The sequence below is a fragment of the Prevotella mikamonis genome, from assembly GCF_055381405.1.
This window is the reverse complement of record NZ_AP035785.1, coordinates 2,869,675-2,891,918: the sequence shown is the minus strand read 5'-3', so window position 1 is coordinate 2,891,918 and position 22,244 is coordinate 2,869,675. Positions and strand designations below refer to the sequence as shown.

Annotated in this window: 15 protein-coding genes; 6 read left to right on the top strand and 9 right to left on the bottom strand. The window is 50.5% G+C overall.

Annotation, left to right across the window (positions count from 1 at the left end):
* The first annotated feature begins 121 nt into the window (after nucleotides 1–121).
* Complete coding sequence (locus ACZ42L_RS12010) at nucleotides 122–904, top strand: radical SAM protein (protein WP_464716229.1); 783 nt, start codon at nucleotides 122–124, stop codon at nucleotides 902–904.
* Between the two features lie 288 nt (nucleotides 905–1,192).
* Complete coding sequence (gluP, locus tag ACZ42L_RS12005; RefSeq protein WP_464716228.1) at nucleotides 1,193–2,386, top strand: glucose/galactose MFS transporter; 1,194 nt, start codon at nucleotides 1,193–1,195, stop codon at nucleotides 2,384–2,386.
* A 470-nt stretch (nucleotides 2,387–2,856) separates the two neighbouring features.
* Here the strand turns inward: gluP and ACZ42L_RS12000 are convergent, their stop codons facing one another.
* The 8 genes from ACZ42L_RS12000 to ACZ42L_RS11965 all read right to left on the bottom strand — a co-directional run bounded on the left by ACZ42L_RS12000 (nucleotide 2,857) and on the right by ACZ42L_RS11965 (nucleotide 14,467).
* On the bottom strand, nucleotides 2,857–4,308 hold the full coding sequence (locus ACZ42L_RS12000) for an anaerobic C4-dicarboxylate transporter (protein WP_464702962.1): 1,452 nt from the start codon (nucleotides 4,306–4,308) through the stop codon (nucleotides 2,857–2,859).
* A gap of 198 nt (nucleotides 4,309–4,506) precedes the next feature.
* On the bottom strand, nucleotides 4,507–5,289 hold the full coding sequence (gene lpxA, locus ACZ42L_RS11995; protein ID WP_464716227.1) for an acyl-ACP--UDP-N-acetylglucosamine O-acyltransferase: 783 nt from the start codon (nucleotides 5,287–5,289) through the stop codon (nucleotides 4,507–4,509).
* 25 nt (nucleotides 5,290–5,314) lie between these two features.
* Nucleotides 5,315–6,703, bottom strand: coding sequence for an efflux transporter outer membrane subunit (locus ACZ42L_RS11990; protein ID WP_464701712.1), 1,389 nt, complete (start codon nucleotides 6,701–6,703; stop codon nucleotides 5,315–5,317).
* Nucleotides 6,704–6,706: 3 nt separating this feature from the next.
* Nucleotides 6,707–9,970: an efflux RND transporter permease subunit gene (locus ACZ42L_RS11985; protein ID WP_464716226.1), complete on the bottom strand. Its 3,264-nt coding sequence runs from the start codon at nucleotides 9,968–9,970 to the stop codon at nucleotides 6,707–6,709.
* 31 nt (nucleotides 9,971–10,001) lie between these two features.
* Nucleotides 10,002–11,201, bottom strand: coding sequence for an efflux RND transporter periplasmic adaptor subunit (locus ACZ42L_RS11980; RefSeq protein WP_464699519.1), 1,200 nt, complete (start codon nucleotides 11,199–11,201; stop codon nucleotides 10,002–10,004).
* Between the two features lie 214 nt (nucleotides 11,202–11,415).
* Entirely contained in the window at nucleotides 11,416–12,843 is a 1,428-nt protein-coding gene (locus ACZ42L_RS11975; protein WP_464716225.1) for a CCA tRNA nucleotidyltransferase, read from the bottom strand.
* A 34-nt stretch (nucleotides 12,844–12,877) separates the two neighbouring features.
* The gene (locus tag ACZ42L_RS11970; protein WP_464702958.1) at nucleotides 12,878–13,780 is read right to left on the bottom strand and encodes a patatin-like phospholipase family protein; all 903 of its coding nucleotides are present in this window, start codon (nucleotides 13,778–13,780) and stop codon (nucleotides 12,878–12,880) included.
* Nucleotides 13,781–14,020: 240 nt separating this feature from the next.
* Nucleotides 14,021–14,467 carry a DUF6078 family protein gene (locus ACZ42L_RS11965; RefSeq protein ID WP_464716224.1) on the bottom strand — a complete coding sequence of 149 codons (447 nt, stop codon included), beginning with the start codon at nucleotides 14,465–14,467 and terminating at the stop codon, nucleotides 14,021–14,023.
* Between the two features lie 190 nt (nucleotides 14,468–14,657).
* Here ACZ42L_RS11965 and metH point away from each other — a divergent pair, with 190 nt between their 5' ends.
* The 3 genes from metH to ACZ42L_RS11950 all read left to right on the top strand — a co-directional run bounded on the left by metH (nucleotide 14,658) and on the right by ACZ42L_RS11950 (nucleotide 19,572).
* Nucleotides 14,658–18,176 (top strand): methionine synthase, encoded by a 3,519-nt coding sequence (gene metH / locus ACZ42L_RS11960; protein WP_464716223.1) that lies wholly within the window; start codon nucleotides 14,658–14,660, stop codon nucleotides 18,174–18,176.
* A gap of 30 nt (nucleotides 18,177–18,206) precedes the next feature.
* On the top strand, nucleotides 18,207–19,157 hold the full coding sequence (locus tag ACZ42L_RS11955) for a methylenetetrahydrofolate reductase (protein ID WP_464716222.1): 951 nt from the start codon (nucleotides 18,207–18,209) through the stop codon (nucleotides 19,155–19,157).
* A gap of 64 nt (nucleotides 19,158–19,221) precedes the next feature.
* Nucleotides 19,222–19,572 (top strand): MmcQ/YjbR family DNA-binding protein, encoded by a 351-nt coding sequence (locus tag ACZ42L_RS11950; protein ID WP_464716221.1) that lies wholly within the window; start codon nucleotides 19,222–19,224, stop codon nucleotides 19,570–19,572.
* Here ACZ42L_RS11950 and ACZ42L_RS11945 read toward each other — a convergent pair.
* The gene (locus ACZ42L_RS11945) at nucleotides 19,569–21,632 is read right to left on the bottom strand and encodes a family 20 glycosylhydrolase (RefSeq protein ID WP_464716220.1); all 2,064 of its coding nucleotides are present in this window, start codon (nucleotides 21,630–21,632) and stop codon (nucleotides 19,569–19,571) included. The genes ACZ42L_RS11950 and ACZ42L_RS11945 overlap by 4 nt on opposite strands.
* Before the next feature lie 123 nt (nucleotides 21,633–21,755).
* On the opposite strand from ACZ42L_RS11945, the gene ACZ42L_RS11940 reads away from it, so the two are divergent.
* Entirely contained in the window at nucleotides 21,756–22,169 is a 414-nt protein-coding gene (locus ACZ42L_RS11940; protein ID WP_464716219.1) for a hypothetical protein, read from the top strand.
* The last annotated feature ends 75 nt before the right edge of the window (nucleotides 22,170–22,244 follow it).

The window sequence follows — 22,244 nt, the reverse complement described above, 5'->3', positions numbered from 1 at the left end:
GCCTAGGTCTCTACACTTGATATATCTTATCCTTTCCACCATCTCTGCGGTTTTATATCTATTGAGAACTACTACTCTACCTATATTTTAATTACCTTTGCACAAGACAAATACAGACATTATGAGTACTATCATATATCCCTCACCCATCTTTGGCCCTATTCATAGTCGTCGACTAGGACTGTCATTGGGCATCAACCTCTTGCCGGGCGACGGCAAGGTGTGTACCTTCGACTGCATCTACTGCGAATGTGGGTTCAACGCCGACCATCGTACCCAATCTCCCTTCCCCACGCGCGAACTCGTAGCCGAGAAACTCGAGGCACAGCTCAAGCAGATGTACGAAGCCGGAGAGCAACCCGACGTACTGACATTTGCGGGCAATGGCGAACCAACCAGCAATCCACAATTTCCCCAAATCATCGACGACACCATCCGCCTTCGCAATCTGTATTGCCCCAATGCAAAGGTCAGCGTACTCAGCAACGCCACCTTCCTCAAACTAAAAGCCGTACGCGAGGCCCTCATGAAGGTTGACAACAACATTCAGAAACTCGACACCGTAGACATCAATTATATCAGGAAGGTGGACAAGCCCCTGAATCCGCACTACAGTGTAGAGCTTATCATCGACCAACTGAAGAGCTTCCATGGCCACGTCATCATCCAGACCATGTTTATGAAAGGATGCAATGCTGCCGGAGAGAGTGTCGACAATACTTCAGAATACTATGTAGCTCCGTGGCTTGCAGCCGTCAAGGAGATTGCTCCCAGCGAGGTTATGGTCTACACCATCGACCGCGAGACACCCGACACGCATCTACAAAAAGCCACTCGCGAAGAGCTGGATACCATCCGCGACCGCGTCATAGCTGCCGGCAGCCCGTGTACGGCATCGTATTGACATGGCAGCAGAGGTGGGTAAGGAGAAGGACAAATCCCCTATCACCTCTCCGGACTGCCATCTGCCCATATCGGCAAATTCCGCTCAGACCGGAAATCCCCATAATCTCCAATAATTCCAACAGACTGCCCTTGTCTGCATTGAGAAGCTTAAGCTCCATGCAGCTTGTGTACTGCCATCACAATTTTCTCTTTTTCTACAAGAAGGATGATGTTTGTGGAATTATTTTCGTACTTTCGCACACAGAAGTATCAACCTTAATTATTTACAAAAAACAATTTCAATACAATGGAAAAAAGAAATTATGCCATTCCCTTGGCATTTGTGGGACTGATGTTCTTTGCCATCGGCTTTGCACTCGGTATCAACTCGTTCCTCGTGCCAACCCTCAAATCGTCGCTCAACGTGTCGTCGGGCGTGTCCTACCTACTCATTGCAGCCACTTTCACGCCGTTCCTCCTCTTCGGTATGCCCGCATCGTGGACCATCGGCAAGATAGGCTACAAGCGCACGATGGCCCTGGCGTTCGGCGTATTCGCCTTGGCGTTCGTGCTTTTCGTACTGTCGGCTAAGTCGGGAAATATCGTACTGTTCCTCGTGGCCTCGTTCGTCAGCGGTGCAGCCAACACCATCCTGCAAGCTTCGGTGAACCCCTACATCACCATTCTCGGCCCGATAGAGAGCGCAGCAAGCCGTATGAGTATCATGGGTATTTGCAATAAGCTGGCTTGGCCGGTAGCTCCGCTGTTCTTCTCGCTCGTCGTTCCCGATGCCAGCCATGTGGCTATGGTCGACCTTTTCCTGCCGTTCTACATTATTATTGCTGTGTTCGTCGTCCTGGGCATCGTTTCGCTGATGGCACCGCTGCCCGAAGTGAAGGCTGCCGGAGAGAGCGAAGACAGCGTGGAAGACTGTGCCTATGCAGCCAACAAGACTTCCATCTGGCAGTTCCCCCACCTGATTCTGGGTGCACTCACGCTGTTCATCTACGTAGGTGTGGAGACATTGTCGCTCGCCACAGCCACCGACTATGCCAAATCCCTAGGGCTTGACAATGCCGACGTCTATTCCTGGATTCCAAGTATAGGCATGGTAGTAGGATATATCTGCGGTATTCTGTTCATCCCGAAAGTGATTTCGCAAGACGGTGCTATGCGCATCTGTGCTGTCATCGGTGTCATTGGTTCGCTGGCCATCGTACTGTTGCCCGCCCAGGCATCTATCTGGATGATATTCCTCATGGCTTTGGGCTGCTCGCTGATGTGGCCGGCACTGTGGCCACTGGCTATGGCCGACCTCGGAAAGTTTACCAAGCAAGGTAGCGGACTGCTCACCATGGCCATCGCCGGCGGTGCTGTAATCCCCACCATCTTCGGTTTCCTGAAAGACGCATGCGGTCCGCAGAACGCCTATTGGCTTGCCGTACCCTGCTTCCTCTTCATCTTCTACTACGGATTTGCAGGCTACAAGATTCGCAAATAAACCGGATTGACAGAGTTATACATTCCATTTGGATATGGCTGCTTACAAGTATAGGCAGGCACATCCTATCAACAAGCCCGACGGGCTGACCACACATAGCCGAGGACTATCGAGCAAATGCAGAGATAGTCTTCGGCTTTTTAGTTGCTGAGTTCTCTGTTTCTTTGATAAAAAGAACAGAAGGAGCATAGCAAAAGAACCCGATAAGAAACGTTTAGACTGAAGAAATCAGGAAGATAAAAAGAGGAAATATCTGGAAATTCGATGGGAGTGGCATGCAATTTAAGAACGCACGAACTCAAAAACTAAATAACTCAAAAACTGCAGAGCCTCGGCAGCAAGGCTGCAAAGCCTGTTCAGCAATGCTGCTACGGCCTTGCAGTAAGCTCAAATAGGCTCTTTTGCAACGCCGTAGCAAACTATCTGATTATCAATGGATTATATTTCCATTTCTACCACATCCTATTCCATCACACATGATAGATGAGGAAGCTGAGCGCATAGCCCACCACTGTGGCTACAACGACGTGTATCATGCCCGGCATCATGAATGAATGGTTGAGCAGATACTTGCCGATGACGGTCGTACCACTGCGGTCGAAGTTGACCGTGGCAATGTCTGAAGGATAGTTGGGGATGAAGAAATAACCGTAAACACTCGGCATCACACCCAAAAGCACCCAGCCGTCGATGCCCAGCTTATAGGCCAGTGGAAGCATGGCAACCACTACTGCCCCTTGAGAATTGATAAGTACCGACACGGCGAAGAATGCAATGGCAATGGTCCAGGGATAGGCTGCCACCATATCGCCCAACATGGCCTGCATCTGGTCCATGTAATTGCTGAAGTAAGTGTCGGCCAACCAAGCGATACCATAGATGGCTACAACAGCCACCATACCACTTTGCCACACCGCACCGGCCACTGCTTTCTTGGGACTGGCCTTGCAGAGGATAATCATCAGGGCGGCTGCTGAAATCATCACAATCTGAATGACGAGGTTCATCTTCAGCGATACGGTCACTTTCTCGGTCACGCCGGCTACCAGCACGCCCGCCTTGGCCAACTGCTTGGCACTCTCGGTGACGCCATTGCCGAGCACTACATCTTTCGCACCATCAATGGCTTCTATCTGAGTATAGGTAGGAAGCAGATTCTGGAACACGGCGAAAAGCACGATGACGGCCAGGGCTGCAAAGAAGATGTAAACGGCACGCTTGCTCTCCGGAGCCACCTTCTTGTCGAGGGTGGTAGCCGTACCACCATAGATATAGGCATACTGTGCCGGATCTTGCAGCTTGCGCTGGAACTCAGGGTCTTTATCCAAATCAAGACCGCGATGATAAGAAGCCGCAGAGGCAGCAATGATGCCGCAGAGGCAGGCTGGAATGGTAATCATGAGAACCTGAGGAATGGTGACATCGAAACCGTTCTCACCCGATATGGTAACAAAGGCTACCACGGCAGCTGCAATGGGCGAACACGTGATACCAATCTGCGAAGCCACACTGGCAATACCGCAGGGACGTTCGGGACGAATGCCTTTCTTCAGTGCGATGTCACAGATAATGGGCATCAAGGTATAGACCACATGGCCCGTACCTACCAAGACGGTGAGCACAAAGGTGCAGAGCGGTGCCAGAAAAGTGATGCGTTCGGGATGTTTACGCAGCAGTCGCTCGGCCACTTGGATGAGCCAGTCCATTCCACCCGATGCCTGCATGATGCCGGCACACGTCACAGCGGCAATGATGATGTAGATAACATCGGTGGGAGGAGAACCCGGTTTGAGTCCGAAACCAAACACGAGCAGGGCCAGACCGATTCCGGAGATGGCGCCCAGAGCCAGACTACCGTAACGAGAACCCACCCACAGGGCGAGCAAAACGATGAGCAGCTCTACAAACATAGTAATTGTCATAATGCTAAAATCTTAAATGATGGGATTGTCATGACATGAACAGGCAATCTCTTGAATCTTGTTGCTACTACAAAAGTAATAAAACTTCATTTATACAAAACGTTTTTCTGCAAATAGTTTTGCTTTTCATGCAAAAAAACAAAAAGGGCCGACCTCACGGCCAGCCCTTATCATCAATACAAGATGTATAGGTATGAACTACATCTTGCTAATAATTCCTAATTGAGTACCCTCGATGAAATTCACGATATTCTGAATTTCTACGCTGTCGGGCACTTGCTCTTTCACCTGAAGCACTGCATCGAACACGCTTGTCTGCCCGTGGAACACCAGACGATAGGCATTGGCAATGTGCTTCTGCACCTTCTCGTCGATGCCGGCCTGCGTCAGCATGACATCGTTGATGCCGGTATAAGATACCGGACGTCCACCTGCTATAATATAAGGTGGAATATCTTTGGAGAATGTAGTGCCGGCTTGAATCATCGCACGGTCGCCTACGCGCGTCTTGCTGTTTTCAATGACGCTGCTGGAGAAGATTACTCCATCGCCGATTTCGCAATCGCCGGCAATCTTGGTACCATATCCGAACACGCACTGATTGCCCACCTTGGTGTCATGCGAGATGTGAGAGCCTTCCATGAGGAAGTTGTCGTCTCCTATCATCGTGGTACATCCGCGGTGTGTGGCACGGTTGATGACCACGTTCTCGCGAATGATATTGTTATTACCGATGATGAGCTGCGAATACTCTCCGGTGAACTCGAAATCCTGTGGGAGCGCTCCCAGTACCGTGCACTGGTGCACCTTATTGTTGTTTCCCATACGCGTGCCGTTGAGAATGCTCACGAAAGGGAAGATTATACAGTTGTCGCCTATCTCCACATCGTCTTCGATGAAGACAAACGGGAAGATGGTACAGTTGTCTCCAATCTTGGCATTGGGAGATATTTCTGCTTTAGGACTGATTTTACTTGCCATCTTTACTTGTTTTAAGGTTAGACTATTACTTGGCACCACCGCCCAGTGCATAATACAGATTGACGACGGCTTGCATCTTGGAGAAGTCGTCCTGCACCTTGGAAAGCTCTGCATTGAGCAAGCTCTGCTGTGCTCCGATAACCTCCAGATAGGTGCTGTTGGACTGCGACATCAACAGCTTGGTATCGGCCACTGATTGCTTCAATACGGCCACTTGCTTCTCTTCGATACGGCTCTTGGCTGCCGAGGCGTTGTAAAGTATCAGCGCATTGCTCACTTCGCTGCCCGCACTCAAGACCGACTGCTGCCATGTGTTGTAAGCAGCTTGGTACTGGTCTTTGGCTACACGGAGTCCGGCAATAATCTGTCCACGCTGGAAGATAGGCTGTACCAGACTGCCTACTGCGCTCAACAGGAACTTACCGGGATTCACAATACCCATACCACCGCTGTTGGTGAAAGCCCCTGTAGGCGAAATCGTCAAGCTGGGATAGAAGCGGCTGCGCGCATTCTCCACACCGTAGAAACACTGCGCGAGATTCATCTCGGCAGCATGCACGTCGGCACGGTTGTTCAACAACTGCAAAGAGATGCCGGTAGAGAAGTTGTCGGGAAGATTCTGGTCGGCCAATTTGCCACGCGCAATGGTCTGGGCGGGCTGTCCGAGCAAGAGAGAAAGCGAATTCTCGGTCTCACGGACCGTGCGCAAGAGATCGGTTTTCTGCGTCATGACAGAATAGTAACTGGCTTCGGCACTCTGCACACCGGTAGAACGCACGCGGCCTAGTTCCTTCTGTATCTTCATCACCTCCCAAGTATCCTTAGTCAGTTTCTCCATGTCGGTGATGATGTTCACTTCTTCATCAAGCATCAGCAGCGTATAATACAGGTTGGCAATGTTGGCTATCAACTTTGTTTTCACCACCACCTGATAGTCCTTGGTACCAATCAGGGCCATCTGCGAGCTGCGTTTGGACGACAATAGGTTGCCAAACAGGTCGACAGTCCAACTGGCCGAAATTGGCAGGGTGTATGTCTTCGTGGCCTTACTGCCATCCCAAGAGGCGATAGTACCGTTGGGAGCAAAACTGAAAGAAGGCAGAAATGCCAGCTTAGCAGCCTTGAGCTGCGCTTCAGCCATGTCTACATTGAGGGCAGCATTGAGCAAATCGGTGTTGTTGGTCAACCCCTTCTCGATGAGAACACGCAACTGTGGGTCGGTAAACACGCTACGCCAAGGTAGATTTCCGAAGCTGGCAGTGTCGCGAACTGCCAGTGTATCGGTAGCGGAGACGGTGTCTCTGACCAGTCCCCTGACGTTGATGTCGGGGCGTTCGTATTTTCCGTATAGGCTCTTGCAGCCTGTCAGAGACAGACTCGCAAGACCCAATATGATTAAACTCTTTATTTTCATCATTTACTTTTCTTCTACTTTATATTCAATAGGGCGTCGAGCATATTGCTGTAATTCGGTAGCAACTTCGGGATTGTTCTCGTCTTCGAAGACAATAGGCTTGAACTTCTCCTGCAAATATTCGAAGATGACGAACAAAGCCGGTACTACGAAAATCTGAATAATCATACCGATGAGCATACCACCTACGGCAGCTGCACCCAGAGTCTGGTTACCATTCTTGCCCACACCGCTTGCAAACATCATCGGTAACAGACCTATGACCATAGCAAAACCTGTCATAAGGATAGGACGCAGACGCGAAGATGCACCCAAGATAGCAGCATACTTGATAGCCATACCGGTACGACGGCGTTGCAAGGCAAACTCCACAATCAAGATAGCATTCTTGGCCAACAGACCAATAAGCATAATCAGCGAAATCTGCATGTAGATGTCATTGCTGTGACCAAACAAATTGGTGAAGATAAATGCTCCGGCCAAACCGAATGGCAACGACAGGATAACCGACAACGGAAGCAAGTAACTCTCGTATTGAGCCGACAAAATGAGGTAGACAAACACGATACACAGCGCAAAGATGATGGCTGTAGTGTTGCTGGACTCCTGCTCTGAACGGGTCAGACCTGAGAAGTCGTAACCGTAACCGGTAGGCAATGTGCTGGAAGCAACTTCCTGTACCGCCTTGATAGCATCTCCCGAGGAATATCCATCGGCTGGTGTCGCATTGACATTGATACTGGTAAACAGGTTGAAACGGTTCACGTTGGCTGGTCCATAGACGCGCTTCAGCGTGCAATATTCACTGATAGGAGCCATTCCCGCAGCCGTACGTACATAGATGTTTGTCAGGTCTCCGGGACGCATACGACTTGCAACGTCGCCCTGAATCATCACGCGGAACAGCTTACCATAGCTATTGAAGTTAGAAGCATAGAGTCCACCGTAGTATCCCTGCAATGTAGAGAGAACCACTCTAGGGCTGATTCCGCTCTGCTTACACTTGGCCACATCCACATCTACCATGTATTGTGGATAGTTAGGATTGTACGATGTCATCGCAGTTGAAATCTCCGGACGCTTATTCAACTCCTTCAAGAAGTCTTGAGTAACGCTGAAAAATTTGTTCAGATCACCACCCGTCTTATCCTGCATAGAGAAAGTAAGACCGTTGGTAGCCGAGAATCCAGGAATCATAGGAGGTCCGAAGGCCAGAATCTGTGCTCCCTTGATAGAAGCTATCTGCTTGTATATCATACCCAGAACGGAAGTATTTTCCATTGGGTTCACAAAGAATCGCATCACACCATCACCCTGCCACAAGCCAGAAAGCTTGTAGAAGAAGCCACTGGGACGCTCGTCGAAAGGTTTCAGCTTGATAATAAAGGTGGCCTGGTCGGAACCTTGACCGGCAATGAAGTTGTAACCCACAATCTGTTCGCGGCTCTGAATGGCAGGATTGTTGGCCAACATGGCATCCACACGGTCGGTAACCTTCTGGGTTTCTTCCTGACTGGTGGCCGGCGGAAGTGAGATTGTCACGAACAACGTACCCGTATCTTCATCCGGCACGAGTCCTGTCTTGGTCACACCCATTGATACAATCAGCACCACGATACCTACAATGACCGTCGAGATAGTAACGATGCGATGGCCAATGATATTCTCCACACCCTTGCGATACTTCACCAACATCTTGTCGAAGGCAGTATTGAAAGCGGTATGGAAACGGTCTATCCGACTCATCTCACGCTCGTGGCCATTCTTATCGTGCGGTTTCAGGAACATAGCACAAAGAGCCGGTGACAATGTCAAGGCATTGATAGCCGAGATTACGATACTTACAGCCATCGTAACACCGAACTCACGATAGAACGTACCGCTTGTTCCGCTGATGAACGACACCGGAACGAACACCGAAGCCATCACGAGCGTAATAGAAATGATAGCACCCGAAATTTCGTTCATGGCATCTATAGAGGCCGTCTTCGCACTCTTGTAACCCAAATCGAGCTTAGCATGCACGGCTTCTACCACCACAATGGCATCGTCCACCACAATAGCAATGGCCAGAAGGAGGGCAGATAGCGTCAGCAAGTTAATAGAGAAGCCGAACATCCAGAGGAACAGGAACGTACCAACCAATGACACCGGCACGGCTATCAACGGAATCAACGTCGAACGGAAGTCCTGCAAGAAGATGTAAACCACGAAGAATACCAGTACAAAGGTAATAATCAGTGTCATCACAACCTCTTCGATAGAAGCGTAAAGGAACTCCGTCACATCATAGTTTATCTTATATTCCAGTCCTGGAGGGAAGTTCTTAGACTGCTCTTCAAGTACCTGCTTCACCCCTTTGGCAATATCATTGGCATTAGAACCGGCAATCTGCTGCACCATACCCATCACAGAAGGCTGGTTGTTGTTCTTCTGTCCAACGGAATAGTTCAGTCCGCCAAGCTCAATCTTTGCCACATCGCGCAAATGCAATGTCTGCCCTGTAGATGAATTGCTGATGAGAATGTTGCCATATTCGGTCGGAGTCTTCAATCTACCTTTATAGCGCATCACGTATTCAAAGCTCGCATTGCTCTGCTCACCGAACTTACCTGGAGCTGCTTCGATATTCTGTTCGGCCAAGGCAGCGGATATATCAGACGGAATCAAGCCATACTGCTTCATCTTATCAGGTTGCAACCAGATACGCATCGAATAGGTCTTGGTGCTGAAAGTCTGCACGTCGCCCACACCCGACACACGCTTCAAGGCCGGAATAATATTAATATTGTTGTAGTTGGTCACGAACTTGGCATCGTAACGCCCGTCTTCTGTCGTGATACTATACATGATAACGTTACTCGTCTGGCGCTTCGACGTGGTCACACCCACTTGGGTTACCTCGGCAGGCAGTAGTGCCTGTGCCTGTTGCACACGGTTCTGCACGTTCACGGCAGCCATATTCGGGTCGGTACCTTGCTTGAAGTACACCGTTATCATGGCCATACCATCGTTCGTTGCCGACGATGTCATGTAGGTCATGTTCTCTACTCCGTTGATACTTTCCTCCAAAGGCGTGACCACGGAGTTCAATACAGTCTGGGCATCTGCACCCGTATATACTGTAGACACAGATATAGTAGGTGGCGCAATGTCCGGATACTGCTCGACAGGAAGCGATATCAAACCTATCATTCCCAACAGAACGAGGAAGATAGATACCACTGTCGACAGTACAGGACGTTCAATAAATCTTGCAAATGTCATAATAAACAGTTATTTTCGACAATCTTTTTCTTTACTTTTTACCTGTCATCGTCTCAATGAAGCCCTTGGCAGATTCTTGGTTGGCTGCCATCTTGGTAGCCTTCTGTAGGTTGGCTTCATACTGAGCCTCTGTTACCGGCTCTATCTTCATGCCGTCGGTCAACGATGTCAAACCCTTGGTTACAATGCGGTCGCCTACCTTCAAACCGGTAAGAACCACATAGTTGCGGCCATCATTCTGCGGATCGACCGTAATTTCCGTATATTTCACCTTGCCCTCAGAGCCTACCGTATAGACGAATATCTTATCCTGAATCTCGGTAGTTGCACTCTGCGGAATCACAATGGCATTGCTATGAGATACCGGAACAACGATAGAACCTGAACCACCGCTCTTCAATACGCGGTCGGGATTCTCAAAACGGGCAATCATCGAGAGCGAACCTGTGCGCTGGTCAATGACTCCGCTCACCTTCGTCACCTTGCCCGAACGGTTGTAGATAGTTCCGTCGGCCAACTGGAGTTTCACTGCCGGATAATCGTTGATGGCAGCATGCACGCCACCGGCTTTCTTTGAAAGCTCCAGCATATCCTTCTCTGTCACCGAGAAGTAAACTTCCATCGTACTCGTGTTAGACACCGTGGTCAGCGCTTCAGGGCTAGATGCACTCACCAGCGCACCTACCTTATAGGGAATGTCGCCTACAACGCCGTTGGCCGGACTCGTCACGTAGCAGTAGCTCAGCATCTCACGAGCAGAAGCCAGGGAAGCCTGAGCCTGCGCCAAAGATGCACGCGCACTCTCATAAGTATTCTTAGCCGATTGTAGCTCAAACGAACCGATAACGTTGTTGCTGAAAAGTTTCTGACTGTTATCGTAAGTCAACTTAGCCGTATTCATACCCGAACGGGCCGTATTCACCGCAGCCTGGGCCTGGCGAACAGCAGCCTGATAGGTCTCGTTGTCTATCACGAACAACAACTGGCCGGCTTTCACAGCCTGGCCTTGCTGCACACAAACCTTTGTTATGAACCCTGAAACCTTCGGACGAATCTCTACATCCTGCACACCCTTGATAGTTGCAGGATATGTAGTCTGCAACTCTGTGCTTTGAGAACCAATGGTTACTACCGGATAATGGTTGTCGGTAGGCAGCTGATTGCTCTTCTTACCACATGAAGCCATGAAGAGCCCAATAGCTCCGACAAACAAATAAGTTTTAATCTTCATACCTTAAATACTATATATAATTATTATTTCTATCTTGAAAACGTTGCCCAATCACTCTATTTCTTACCATCTGGCTTTCTATGACGTATCTTTTCAAAACTTATCTCACTTAAAAAGTTTTGCACTGCAAAGTTACATATTCTTTGCAAACTTCTGTCTGCAATCTCGTTTTATTTAACAAACATTATAAGGAGGCTTACCTTCCTGAATCCTATCAAACAGACAAGCCCATCGAGGCTGCTTTCTTCCGCAGCAGTTCCATCAGCGGTTCGCGCTCATTAGGCACTTTGTTATCCAGCACGGCATCTTTCAGCGCCTGCTTCAGCGCTCCCACCTCTCTCGAAGGGGGCAGATGGAACATCTCCATGATTTCGTTGCCATCAATCACCGGCTGCAACAGTCGTTTGTAATCGCGCTCCTGAAGGTCGGCCAATTTCTCACGCACAATGCGGAAGTTGTCGAGGAATCGTTGTTTACGCTGCTGGTTCTTACTCGTGATGTCGGCCTCACAGAGAGTCATCAGCGAGTCTATGTCGTCACCGGCATCGTTCATCAGGCGACGCACGGCACTGTCGGTCACCTCGTCGTCGGCTATCGCTATGGGGCGCATGTGCAAGTCTACCATCTTCTCTACGAACTTCATCTTCGCATCCATCGGCAACTTCATACGTCGGAAGATGGTCGATACCATCTTCGCCCCTATATAATTATGGTTATGGAATGTCCATCCGACCACGTTATCCCAACGCTTGCTGCGCGGTTTTCCTACATCGTGGAACAACGCCGACCACCTCAACCACAGATTATCGGTGTGCCGACAGATGTTGTCGAGCACCTCCAGCGTGTGGTAGAAATTATTTTTATGCGCACGCCCGTTGCGCACTTCCACCACATCCATAGCCGACAATTCGGGCAAGATGAGCTTCAGCAGTCCGCAACGCTGTAAATCGACGAAGCCCTTGCTAGGTGTCTTCGTCATCATGATTTTGTTCATCTCGTCGGCAATGCGCTCACCGCTGATAATATTTATACGCTCGGCATTGCGCTCCAACGCCTCAAACGTCTCGTCGTCGATAAAGAAATTCAGTTGGGTGGCAAAACGAATACACCGCATCATGCGCAAAGGATCGTCCGAGAACGTGATATCCGGGGCGAGCGGTGTACGGATAATGCCGTCTTCCATATCCAGAAGACCATCGAAAGGATCTACCAATTCGCCGAATCTATCGGCATTCAGACACACGGCCATCGCATTGATGGTGAAGTCGCGACGATTCTGGTCGTCTTCCAGTGTACCGTTCTCTACCACCGGTTTACGCGAATCGTGACTGTAGCTCTCCTTGCGTGCCCCCACGAACTCCACCTCCATACCGCGGAATTTCACCTGAGCTGTTCCGAAATTGCGGAACACCGAGAGATGAGCTTTCTTGCCCAACTGCTTCTTCAGGGCGTCGGCCACCTGTATACCACTGCCCACGACGACCACATCAATATCGTTGGACGGGCGTTCCAGGAACAAGTCGCGCACATATCCGCCCACCACATAGCATTCCATGTGGAGAGAATCGGCTGCTAACGAAATTTGATGGAATATATTTTGGTCGAGTAATTGAGCCAAATCGGCATCAGTAAGATTCCTCATTCTTCTATTTTAGTCTTGTTGGGATGCAAAGTTACTATTTTTTTTCGAATTCATCTAACTTTCTGCTCATCTCTTCTCTGCCGTATGCGATGATTTCTTCGGCCCTGTCGTAGTCGAACAAACTGTAGCGACACATGGGCAACTGGGCATACACATCGGGTGGCGTGAGCCGCAAGGCCATCTGCGTGTTGTTCTGAATTGTCAGTCGGGCCACGCGCAAAGCCATGTTGAAATAGTTCTCCGAGAATTTTATCTTATTGAAGGGGAAGTGCGAACGGATAGCAGAATCCAGAGAACCATGCCGTTCGCAGTTCGGTTTCAGATAAGAAACATAGGGTTCGTCATCGGGTGCACTGACGTTGACTGCCACCAACAAATCGCTTTCACGGCGCACTACACGGTCGAGCGGCAATGTGTTATGCACGCTCCCATCTACCAACACGCACTCGCCATCTATCACAGGACTGAAGAAACCCGGTATCGAGATAGATGCACGGATGGCCCGAAGCAGCGGCCCCTCGCGGAAAACCATCTCCCGTCCCGACACTATATCGCTTGCCACACAACAGAAATCTACCGAGAGGTCTTCTATCTTCCTGTCGCCTATCAACCCTTCCAAAGCCACCATCAGCTTCTCGCCCGTAGCCACATGGTCCAATCCCAGCGAGATTCCCATGAGCGCCAGGATGCGCCTACGGTCGAGTGTGGCCAGCTCTTGCCTAAAGGCATCCAACTGTCCGGCTGCCCAGAGTCCGCCGATGAGTGCCCCCATCGACGTGCCGGCTATGGAAGAGATGGTGTATCCACGAGCCACCAGCTCGTCTATAGCTCCAATATGGGCCAATCCACGGGCGCCACCACCCGACAAGACCAGCGCTACCCGGCGTTCGTCGGGCTGACATGAGAACCAACTCCCCATACGTTCAAATATATTCATACCTACACTCCTTCCTGTTTCGTCATTACAAATATACACAAAAAGATGCTCACTACACCAACTCATAAACTTAAAAACTAAAAAACTCAAACCAAAACGAACTAACTCATAAACTAAAGAACTCAAAAGCTCAAAAAACTGCAAAGTCTCGGCAATCTTGCTGCAAAGCCCGGTCAGCATTGCTGTTTGCACCCTGCAACAACGCTGCCAAGGCCTTGCAGAAAAAACAAGAAAATGCTGCTACCAGTCGAACCCTTCTTCGTGAGCATCGAAAAGCGATTCCGTACCAAGCCGATAGTTCATAAACAGCTGCCCTATGGCTTTTTGAACGCCAGGCGAAATGGGCTTCTCACCCTTCTGACAATAATAAAACTGGCGGTCGGACGAGAAACAGTCCATCACCTTTCTACGCAGTTCGGGATAGAGTCGCCGAGGTACATTGTCGAAGATGTGCGACATACCGCGGGCCAGCAGTATCTTGCGCGCCGAACGATAATGCACACATGCCCGTCCACTCTGGCCACTGGCCAGTGCATGGGGATTCAATACGTTCAGATACATCTGCTGTCCGTCCCTGCTGGCAGCAAACATCTTGCTCCGCAGACAAGATGCGCTCAAAGCGCACCTGTCCCCGGTCAGCATGCAGACTGCATAGTCTGCCGGTCTTTGATTTGTTGTAGTATTCATGTCGTTTGTATTTTAGTCGCTGCAAAGTTAGCCCCTTTGCAGCCCCATTGCAACCCCATGCTGCATACAATATGCGATACACGGCAACAATTCTTTTTGCAAACGTTTGTATATCTCGAAAAAAATAACGAATATTGCGCTGGATTTCAAGGATTTAATTCTGCCAATAGCATATCAACTCTACACGAATATGGATTTTAGCGACCGACTGTACTTTCTCGATGGTGCGATGGGCACCATGATACAACAATATGAACTGACGGAGAATGATTTTCACGACGCCCCTTTCACACAGGTAAAAAAAGAGCTGAAAGGCAACAACGAGTGTCTGAATCTGACACATCCCGAAATTATCAGGGAAATTCACAGAAAATATATAGAGGCCGGAGCGGACATCATCACGACCAATACGTTCAGCGCCAACCGCATCTCGCAGGCAGAATATGGCTGCGAGGACTATGTCTACGACATGGCATACCAGGGCGCACGCATCGCCCGCGAAGCGGCCAAAGGCAAGGCGTTGGTGGCAGGAAGCATCGGGCCGACCTCCAAGTCGCTGTCGCTGGCTCCCGACATTTCGCAGCCTGCCTTCCGACATTATTCGTTCGACGACATGGTGGTCGCCTTCACCGAGCAGGTGAAGGGACTGATACAGGGTGGAGCAGACTTGTTATTGATAGAGACGTGCTTCGATGCACTGAACACCAAAGCCATGCTCTACGCCATCGATAAGGTGACTCCGGGATTCCCCGTCATCATCTCGGTCACGGCAAGCGACCGGAGCGGACGCACACTCACGGGGCAACAGCTGCAAGCCTTCTATACATCGGTGAGCCATTATCCGCTCAAGGCCTTCGGACTCAACTGCTCGTTTGGCGCAGAAGACCTTGTGGCCTTTGTGCAGGATGTGGCTTCCTACAGCGCCGTACCCGTGATATGTTACCCAAATGCCGGACTTCCCAACGAAATGGGAGGATACGACGAGAGTCCGGAACAGATGGCCACTGCCCTGAAACGGATGGGCGACATGGGCCTGGTGAATATCGTCGGCGGATGTTGTGGCACGACACCGGAGCATATCCGCACCATCCGACAGGTCATGACGGCATCGGAAGGATTCCAGACGCACCACGTCAACAAGCCCAAGGTCTGCCTAACCGTGAGTGGACTCGAAACAACGATTCTCGACACGCAGACAAATAATTTCACCAATATCGGCGAACGTACCAATGTAGCCGGCTCGCGCAAGTTTGCCAAACTCATTGCCGCCGGCGACTACGAGACGGCCTTGCAGATTGCTGCTGCCCAGATTGAAAACGGAGCAAGCATCATCGACATCAACATGGACGATGCCATGCTCGACAGCCGAAGGGAGATGGAAAACTTCGTGCGCTACATTTCCAACGATCCCGCGGTGGCCAAGGCTGCATTGATGATAGACTCGTCGCACTGGGAGACCATTCTTGCCGGACTGAAAAATGCACAGGGCAAATGTATCGTCAACTCGATAAGCCTGAAGGAGGGAAGTGAGGTGTTCGTAGAAAAGGCACGCGAAATCAGCCGCATGGGAGCGGCTATGGTCGTCATGGCCTTCGACGAGCAGGGACAGGCCACTACCTATGAGCGCAAGATAGAAATATGCGAGCGTGCCTACCGACTGCTCACGCAAGAAGCCGGCATCAAACCCACCGACATTATCTTCGACTGCAACATCCTATCTGTCGGCACAGGTATCGAGGAACACGCCAACTATGCCATAGACTTCATACGGGCCGTGCAATGGATCAAGGAGCATCTGCCAGGAGCATACACCTCAGGCGGCGTGTCCAATCTCTCGTTCGCCTTCCGAGGCAACAATGTGGTACGCGAGGCCATGCACTCTGCATTCCTCTATCATGCCATCGCTGCCGGACTGGATATGGGAATTGTCAATCCGGGCATGTTGCAGATTTATGACGAAATAGAGCCTACGCTGCTCAAAGGGGTAGAAGATGTCATCTTCAACCGCGACCCCGATGCCACCGAACGGCTGATAGAGATGGCCCAGAAGATTCTGGCCGAGAAGAAAACCGGCGAAGACGGAAAGACGACCGAAGCAACCAGCCAACGCAGACCGCTCAGTGCCGAGGAGCGATTGCAGGAATGCCTGGTCAAGGGCAAGGCCGTGGATTTGGAACAAGACCTCGCCCTCTGCTGCGAACAGTTAGGCTCGGCCGTGGCCGTCATCGAAGGACCGCTGATGCAAGGGATGGAAAGGGTTGGCGAATTGTTTGGTGCCGGCAAGATGTTTCTGCCACAGGTAGTGAAGTCGGCCAAGATTATGCGCGACTGTGTAGCCATCCTACAACCTCGACTCACGGCAGACACCGACTCACGACAGACAACCAAGAAGCCTCGTATCGTGATGGCAACGGTCAAGGGCGATGTACACGACATCGGGAAGAATATTACCGGCATCGTGTTCGGATGCAACGGATTTGAAGTAATTGACCTCGGCGTCATGGTAGACAAGGAGGTGATACTGGCCGAAGCCGAACGGCAGCATGCCGACATCGTTGCCGTGAGCGGACTCATCACCCCATCGCTTTTCCAGATGGAGGAACTCTGCCGAGAAATGAACAGCCGCGGTATGGACAAACCGCTGATAGTAGGCGGCGCTACCACGTCGGCCCTCCATACATCGGTGAAGCTAGCACCGCTCTATGCACATGTCTTCTATGGCGCAGATGCCTCGGCAGCCGCCGTCATGGCCAAGCGTTGTATCATGAACCGCGCCAAATTTGAGGACGAGGAGCATGCCATACAGGACGGAATACGTGCCCGCCATGAGGCAAGAACCATCAAGCAGTCCTGCGACAGCACGTTTGAACCATTCGCACGCGAGAGTTTCCTGCAACCCCATGAGCACAACCTGACCAGCATGCCTGTCCGCCAGCTGGCCATTGCCGACCTTATAGAGTATATCGACTGGCGCATGTTCCTATCGGTATGGGGCATCAAATACGGTAAACTCGACCACGACGACCCGAACGTAGCCAAAGTACTCGCAGAGGGGAAGACCCTACTCGACCAGATGGCAGCCGAAAATGCGTGCGAGATATGGATCACCACACAGATATTCGATGGTTGGAGCGAGGGCAATGTGCTGTGTGCAGAGGGAGTCAGAATACCGCTTCTGAGACAGGAGCGCGACCAGCATCGCTCGCTCTGCGACTATGTACCGCCCAAAGCATACGGCATCACATCGCCCTTCGGCGTGTTTGCCGTCTCGGTGAAACCACGACACAAACACCAAGAGGGTTGCCAGTGCAATGCCTGTACGCATGAAACCAATGGTCTATTCAGGCGCATGCTCACCTTGGTGATTGCCGAGGCGGCCTCGCGATGGCTCGACGTGGAGCTGGAAGCACAGATACATCGCAAGGATGTTAAGGTAGCGAAACCGGCAGCAGGATATGCCTGTTGCCCGGACCATACATTGAAAAAAGACATCTTAGCACTGTTGCCCGACAAGGAACAAACCGGAATAACACTGAGCGAGACCTACACCATGCTACCCGAAGCATCCATCTGCGGTTTTATTTTCGCACATCCTGCCGCAGGCTATCCTGACATTCACAAGATTAGCCGTCAGCAATACGATGCCTATGCAGCCGAACGGGGCATGAGTCAACAGGAAGCACGCCTGTTTTTAGGCCATCTTCTATAAAACACATCAAACAAGAAAAAATACTGGAGAATGAAAGTAACAGACATTATACAGGGCAGCACAAAGCCTTATCCCTCACTGGAGATAGTCCCCCCGCTTCATGGCATCCGAAAAGAAGAACTGCTGGACACAGTGAAACAGTTTATGCCTTTTGAACCTAAGTATATCAACGTGACGTGTCACCGCGACGAATATGAGTTCAGGGAACGCCCCGACGGCACATTCAGCAAACACCTGGTGCGCAACAGGGTCAGCCCCGTGGCCGTATGTGGCTCTATCATGGCCAAATATGCGGTAGAGCTAGTGCCACACGTCATCTGCGGCGGTCAGACTACAGATGAGATTATGAGCGAACTGCACGACCTCCGTTACCTGGGCATCGACAATATCATGGCCCTGCGAGGCGACTCGCTCATCAGCGAAAAGAGATTCGTCCCGACCAAAGGCGGATACGGCTATGCCAGCGAACTGGTAACTGCCGTCAGACAGTTTAATGCGGAGCATGAAGACGAGTTCTGCATAGGCGTAGGTGCTTATCCTGAGAAGCATTTTGAGGCAGCCAACCTAGAGTCGGACATCGCTATGCTGAAAAAGAAAGTGGATGCCGGGGCCGACTATATCATCACGCAGATGTTCTTCGATAACGAGGTCTTCTACCGCTTTGAGAGGAAATGCCGTGAAGCAGGCATCACTGTTCCCATTATTCCGGGACTGAAACCACTCTCAACCATCAGACAACTCACTTTGCTCCCGGAATCATTCTCCATAGATATTCCCCTGGAATTGACAACAATGGTCAAAGAAGCTACCCAGGGACGAAATACATCAGACGCCCAAGCCAAGGAAGCTGTTTACCAGACAGGCGTCGAATGGTGTATCGCACAATGTAAAGACCTGTTGAAACACGGAGTTCCAGCCGTTCATTTCTATACCATGGGGAAGCCACGGAATATCGTCGAGGTGTTACGCACATGCTTCTAGGAAGAAGAAACATGTGAGCTAGAAATAGGAATAATAACAAAAAGACTAAAACAAGCAACTCACCATGAACATAGAAGAAGCACGGTCGTTGGCACTGCAACACAAAGGAGTGACAGAAGAATTGTTTGCGGAGCGATGGATTTCGTTCCGCATCGAAGGCAAATGGTTTATGCTGATAGAGCTGGACACGCCCGAACCACGCATTGCCGTGAAGCTGAAGCCCGAACACGGACAGGAACTGCGCGAGCAATACGATGGAGTGAGACCGGCATACCACATGAATAAAAAACATTGGAACGACATCTATCTGGATTTAGTGCCGTCCCAACTGGTAATCGACTGCATAGCGGAATCCTATCAACTGGTGGTCCAATCGCTACCCAAGAAGACAAGAATGCTATTGCAGGAAAGCTAGCGTGTGGGCGAATAGACTATGTGCTCCAGTTCGCGTGTACCCGCCTGATTGGTCAGTACAAAGGTAAACATCCATTTGGCTAGACGGGTGGCCGGCGTACTACCGAACCCGTTGTTGGGCAACTTAATCAGTATCTTGTTCCAACCCTTGTTGAGAGAGATGAGAGTGGGCTTGCGTGCACTGAAGTTCTCGTTGAGAAGAGCGCGCTCGTTCGTACGTTCGGTGTACGTATTCTGCCACACGGGTGGAGCTATCTCCTTGTCATTCACCCAGATACGGCTCTCCCTATAATCCCACTTAGCCTGACGTGGTGCCACATCGGCCTCACTACGACTGTAATTATAAAATTCTATCTGCGCACCAGCTACCTGCTTCACGGGCGAATATACATAAGTATAGGCATAGGCAGTGGTGTTGGGTTGAGGATGCTCAAAGAAAGCCGGAATCAGCCTTTCGCCCCAATAATGGCGAAGGAAAACCGTAGCCCCCAGCGCAGAACGCGTACCATATATTTTTCCCTGATAAGTATAAGAAGACTTCAAACCCTCTGTCTCCGGTGGGAACACTGCTGTCAAATCGCCATGATTAGGGAATGCGTCGGTGATATTCCACTTCACGTTGGTCTGTTTCACGTACCCAATGGCCTTACCGTGCAGAAAATGGGTCTTGTGATAGAGGAAACGACGCTCCCAATCTATGAAATCGGTATCGGATGCAGACAATCTTACGCCTTTGGTCGTAAAATATCCATGACTTCCGCCAAGCCATGAGCGTTCGGCAGCAGCCAACATAGAGGCATAGAAGTTGTTCTGCTTGATAATAGACTCATAGTCGGGCAGCAGTCTGTCGTTCCACATCCCCATGATGATACCGGCATATTGCGCACTCCCCTCCTGCTGCCCTGCAACAGTAGAAGCATAGAGCAGGGCTACATCGGCGTATGTATCAAAGTGATTGATGTAATGATAACGCGAGTCGACAGCCGGCACGCCGGGAGTAGGTCTGCCTGCTCCGCTCCACATTTGGGTCATATCGAGTACCGATTTGTTTCCCACACCGGGACTCCACGCCATCGTTTTGCGACCCAGCGACTTGAGATGGGCTACGATTTCGCTGACAAAAGTATTCAAATCCAGTGCATGCTGCCCAGGCATAGGCCTATCGGCGGCACGGTATTCGTCTGTTCCGATGTGCATCCAGGGAGTACCGCAAAAAGTTTCGGCAGCCTCTGTCAGCAGCCTCTTGAGTTCATTCAGACCTTCCATAGTGACCATACTATGCCCCATTGCACGCCGAAACGCCTCGCTATGGCCTGGCATATCGAGTTCGGGAATCACCGTGATACCATAGGCGGCGGCCATACTGACAAGTTCGCGCACCTGCGCCTTGGTGTAGTATCGGCCGGGGAAACGCGTGTAACTGGAGTCAGCATTCAGCTGAGGGTAAATATCGCTCTGCAACCGCCAACCTTGGTTGTCAGTGAGATGCCACTGAAACACGTTGATCTTGTAGCGAGACAAAGCCACCACTTCCTCTTTCAAACGCTCGAACGGGATGTAGCTGCGCCCAATATCGTGCATGTAACCACGCACCCGAAAAGCCGCCCAGTCGGTAATATCGCAACAGGCAATCGACCCACGGCGCCCTTCGGCCAACTGTCGGAGGGTCTGTGCGGCACGCAAAGCTCCCAAACGGGTAACGGCTTCTATGACAATGGCGTGCTGACCTACGTTCAGATGGTAGGCTTCTTCCTGAAAACGAGCACCGAGGACCGTCGCTACCATTCGTACGACGATGTTAGCACGGGCACCAGCAGCGACTTTTCCACCCCCCTCGGCCACTAATCCGGATAGTTCAGCAGCAACACGTGGTCCTCCGACAGTGGCCACACTATCGGGCATCACGATAACAACAGACCGATGAAGGGAGAATTGTCCTTTCGCCTTTTGAACGCGATGAGGAGTGGGCAGAAGATGAGATATATCGGCAAAAGTCGACAACGGGAAAAAGATTACAGACAGCAATAACTTTGGGAGAATGCGGTGCATCAGGTATTTCATAAAATTACTTCATTTAGACACTCACAAAGTTAAAGAAAAAAAGAGAATGCAGAAAAGTTTCACAGCCCTTTTTGTATTTGAAATAAAAATGTGTATATTTGTCATCCAACTAACAATCCGTAGATGAAGAGGCAACTCAATATACTTTTGATAATCACGATATGGCTGGTTTCGTGTACGCCAAGCGAAGATGAGAAAGCTGCCACCTTGGTACAAACGATAGATTCCCTATATGCCCAAGGTAAATATACCGATGCACTTGACTCGATTGAGTCGTTACGTAGAACCTATCCTATGGCCATTGAGTCGCGTAAGCATGCACTGACGGTATGGCAAAATGCCTCGTTAAAACTCGCTCAATCCGACATAGCCACTACCGACTCTGCCCTGCAAGCCACCATCGCCATCATACAAGCATCGACCAGCATCGGCGAACGTAACCGATTGGGCGTCAGACGTGATTCGTTGAAAGCCCGGTATGAAGCCATGTGCGGTGTGGTGCGTATGATTAGGATGCGACAGAAAGAGGGGAAATAACCTTTTTCTGATAAGAACTGGAAGATAATTGAAATTGACGAAAGCTTTCAAAAAAGCATCTGACTAAAGCCATTT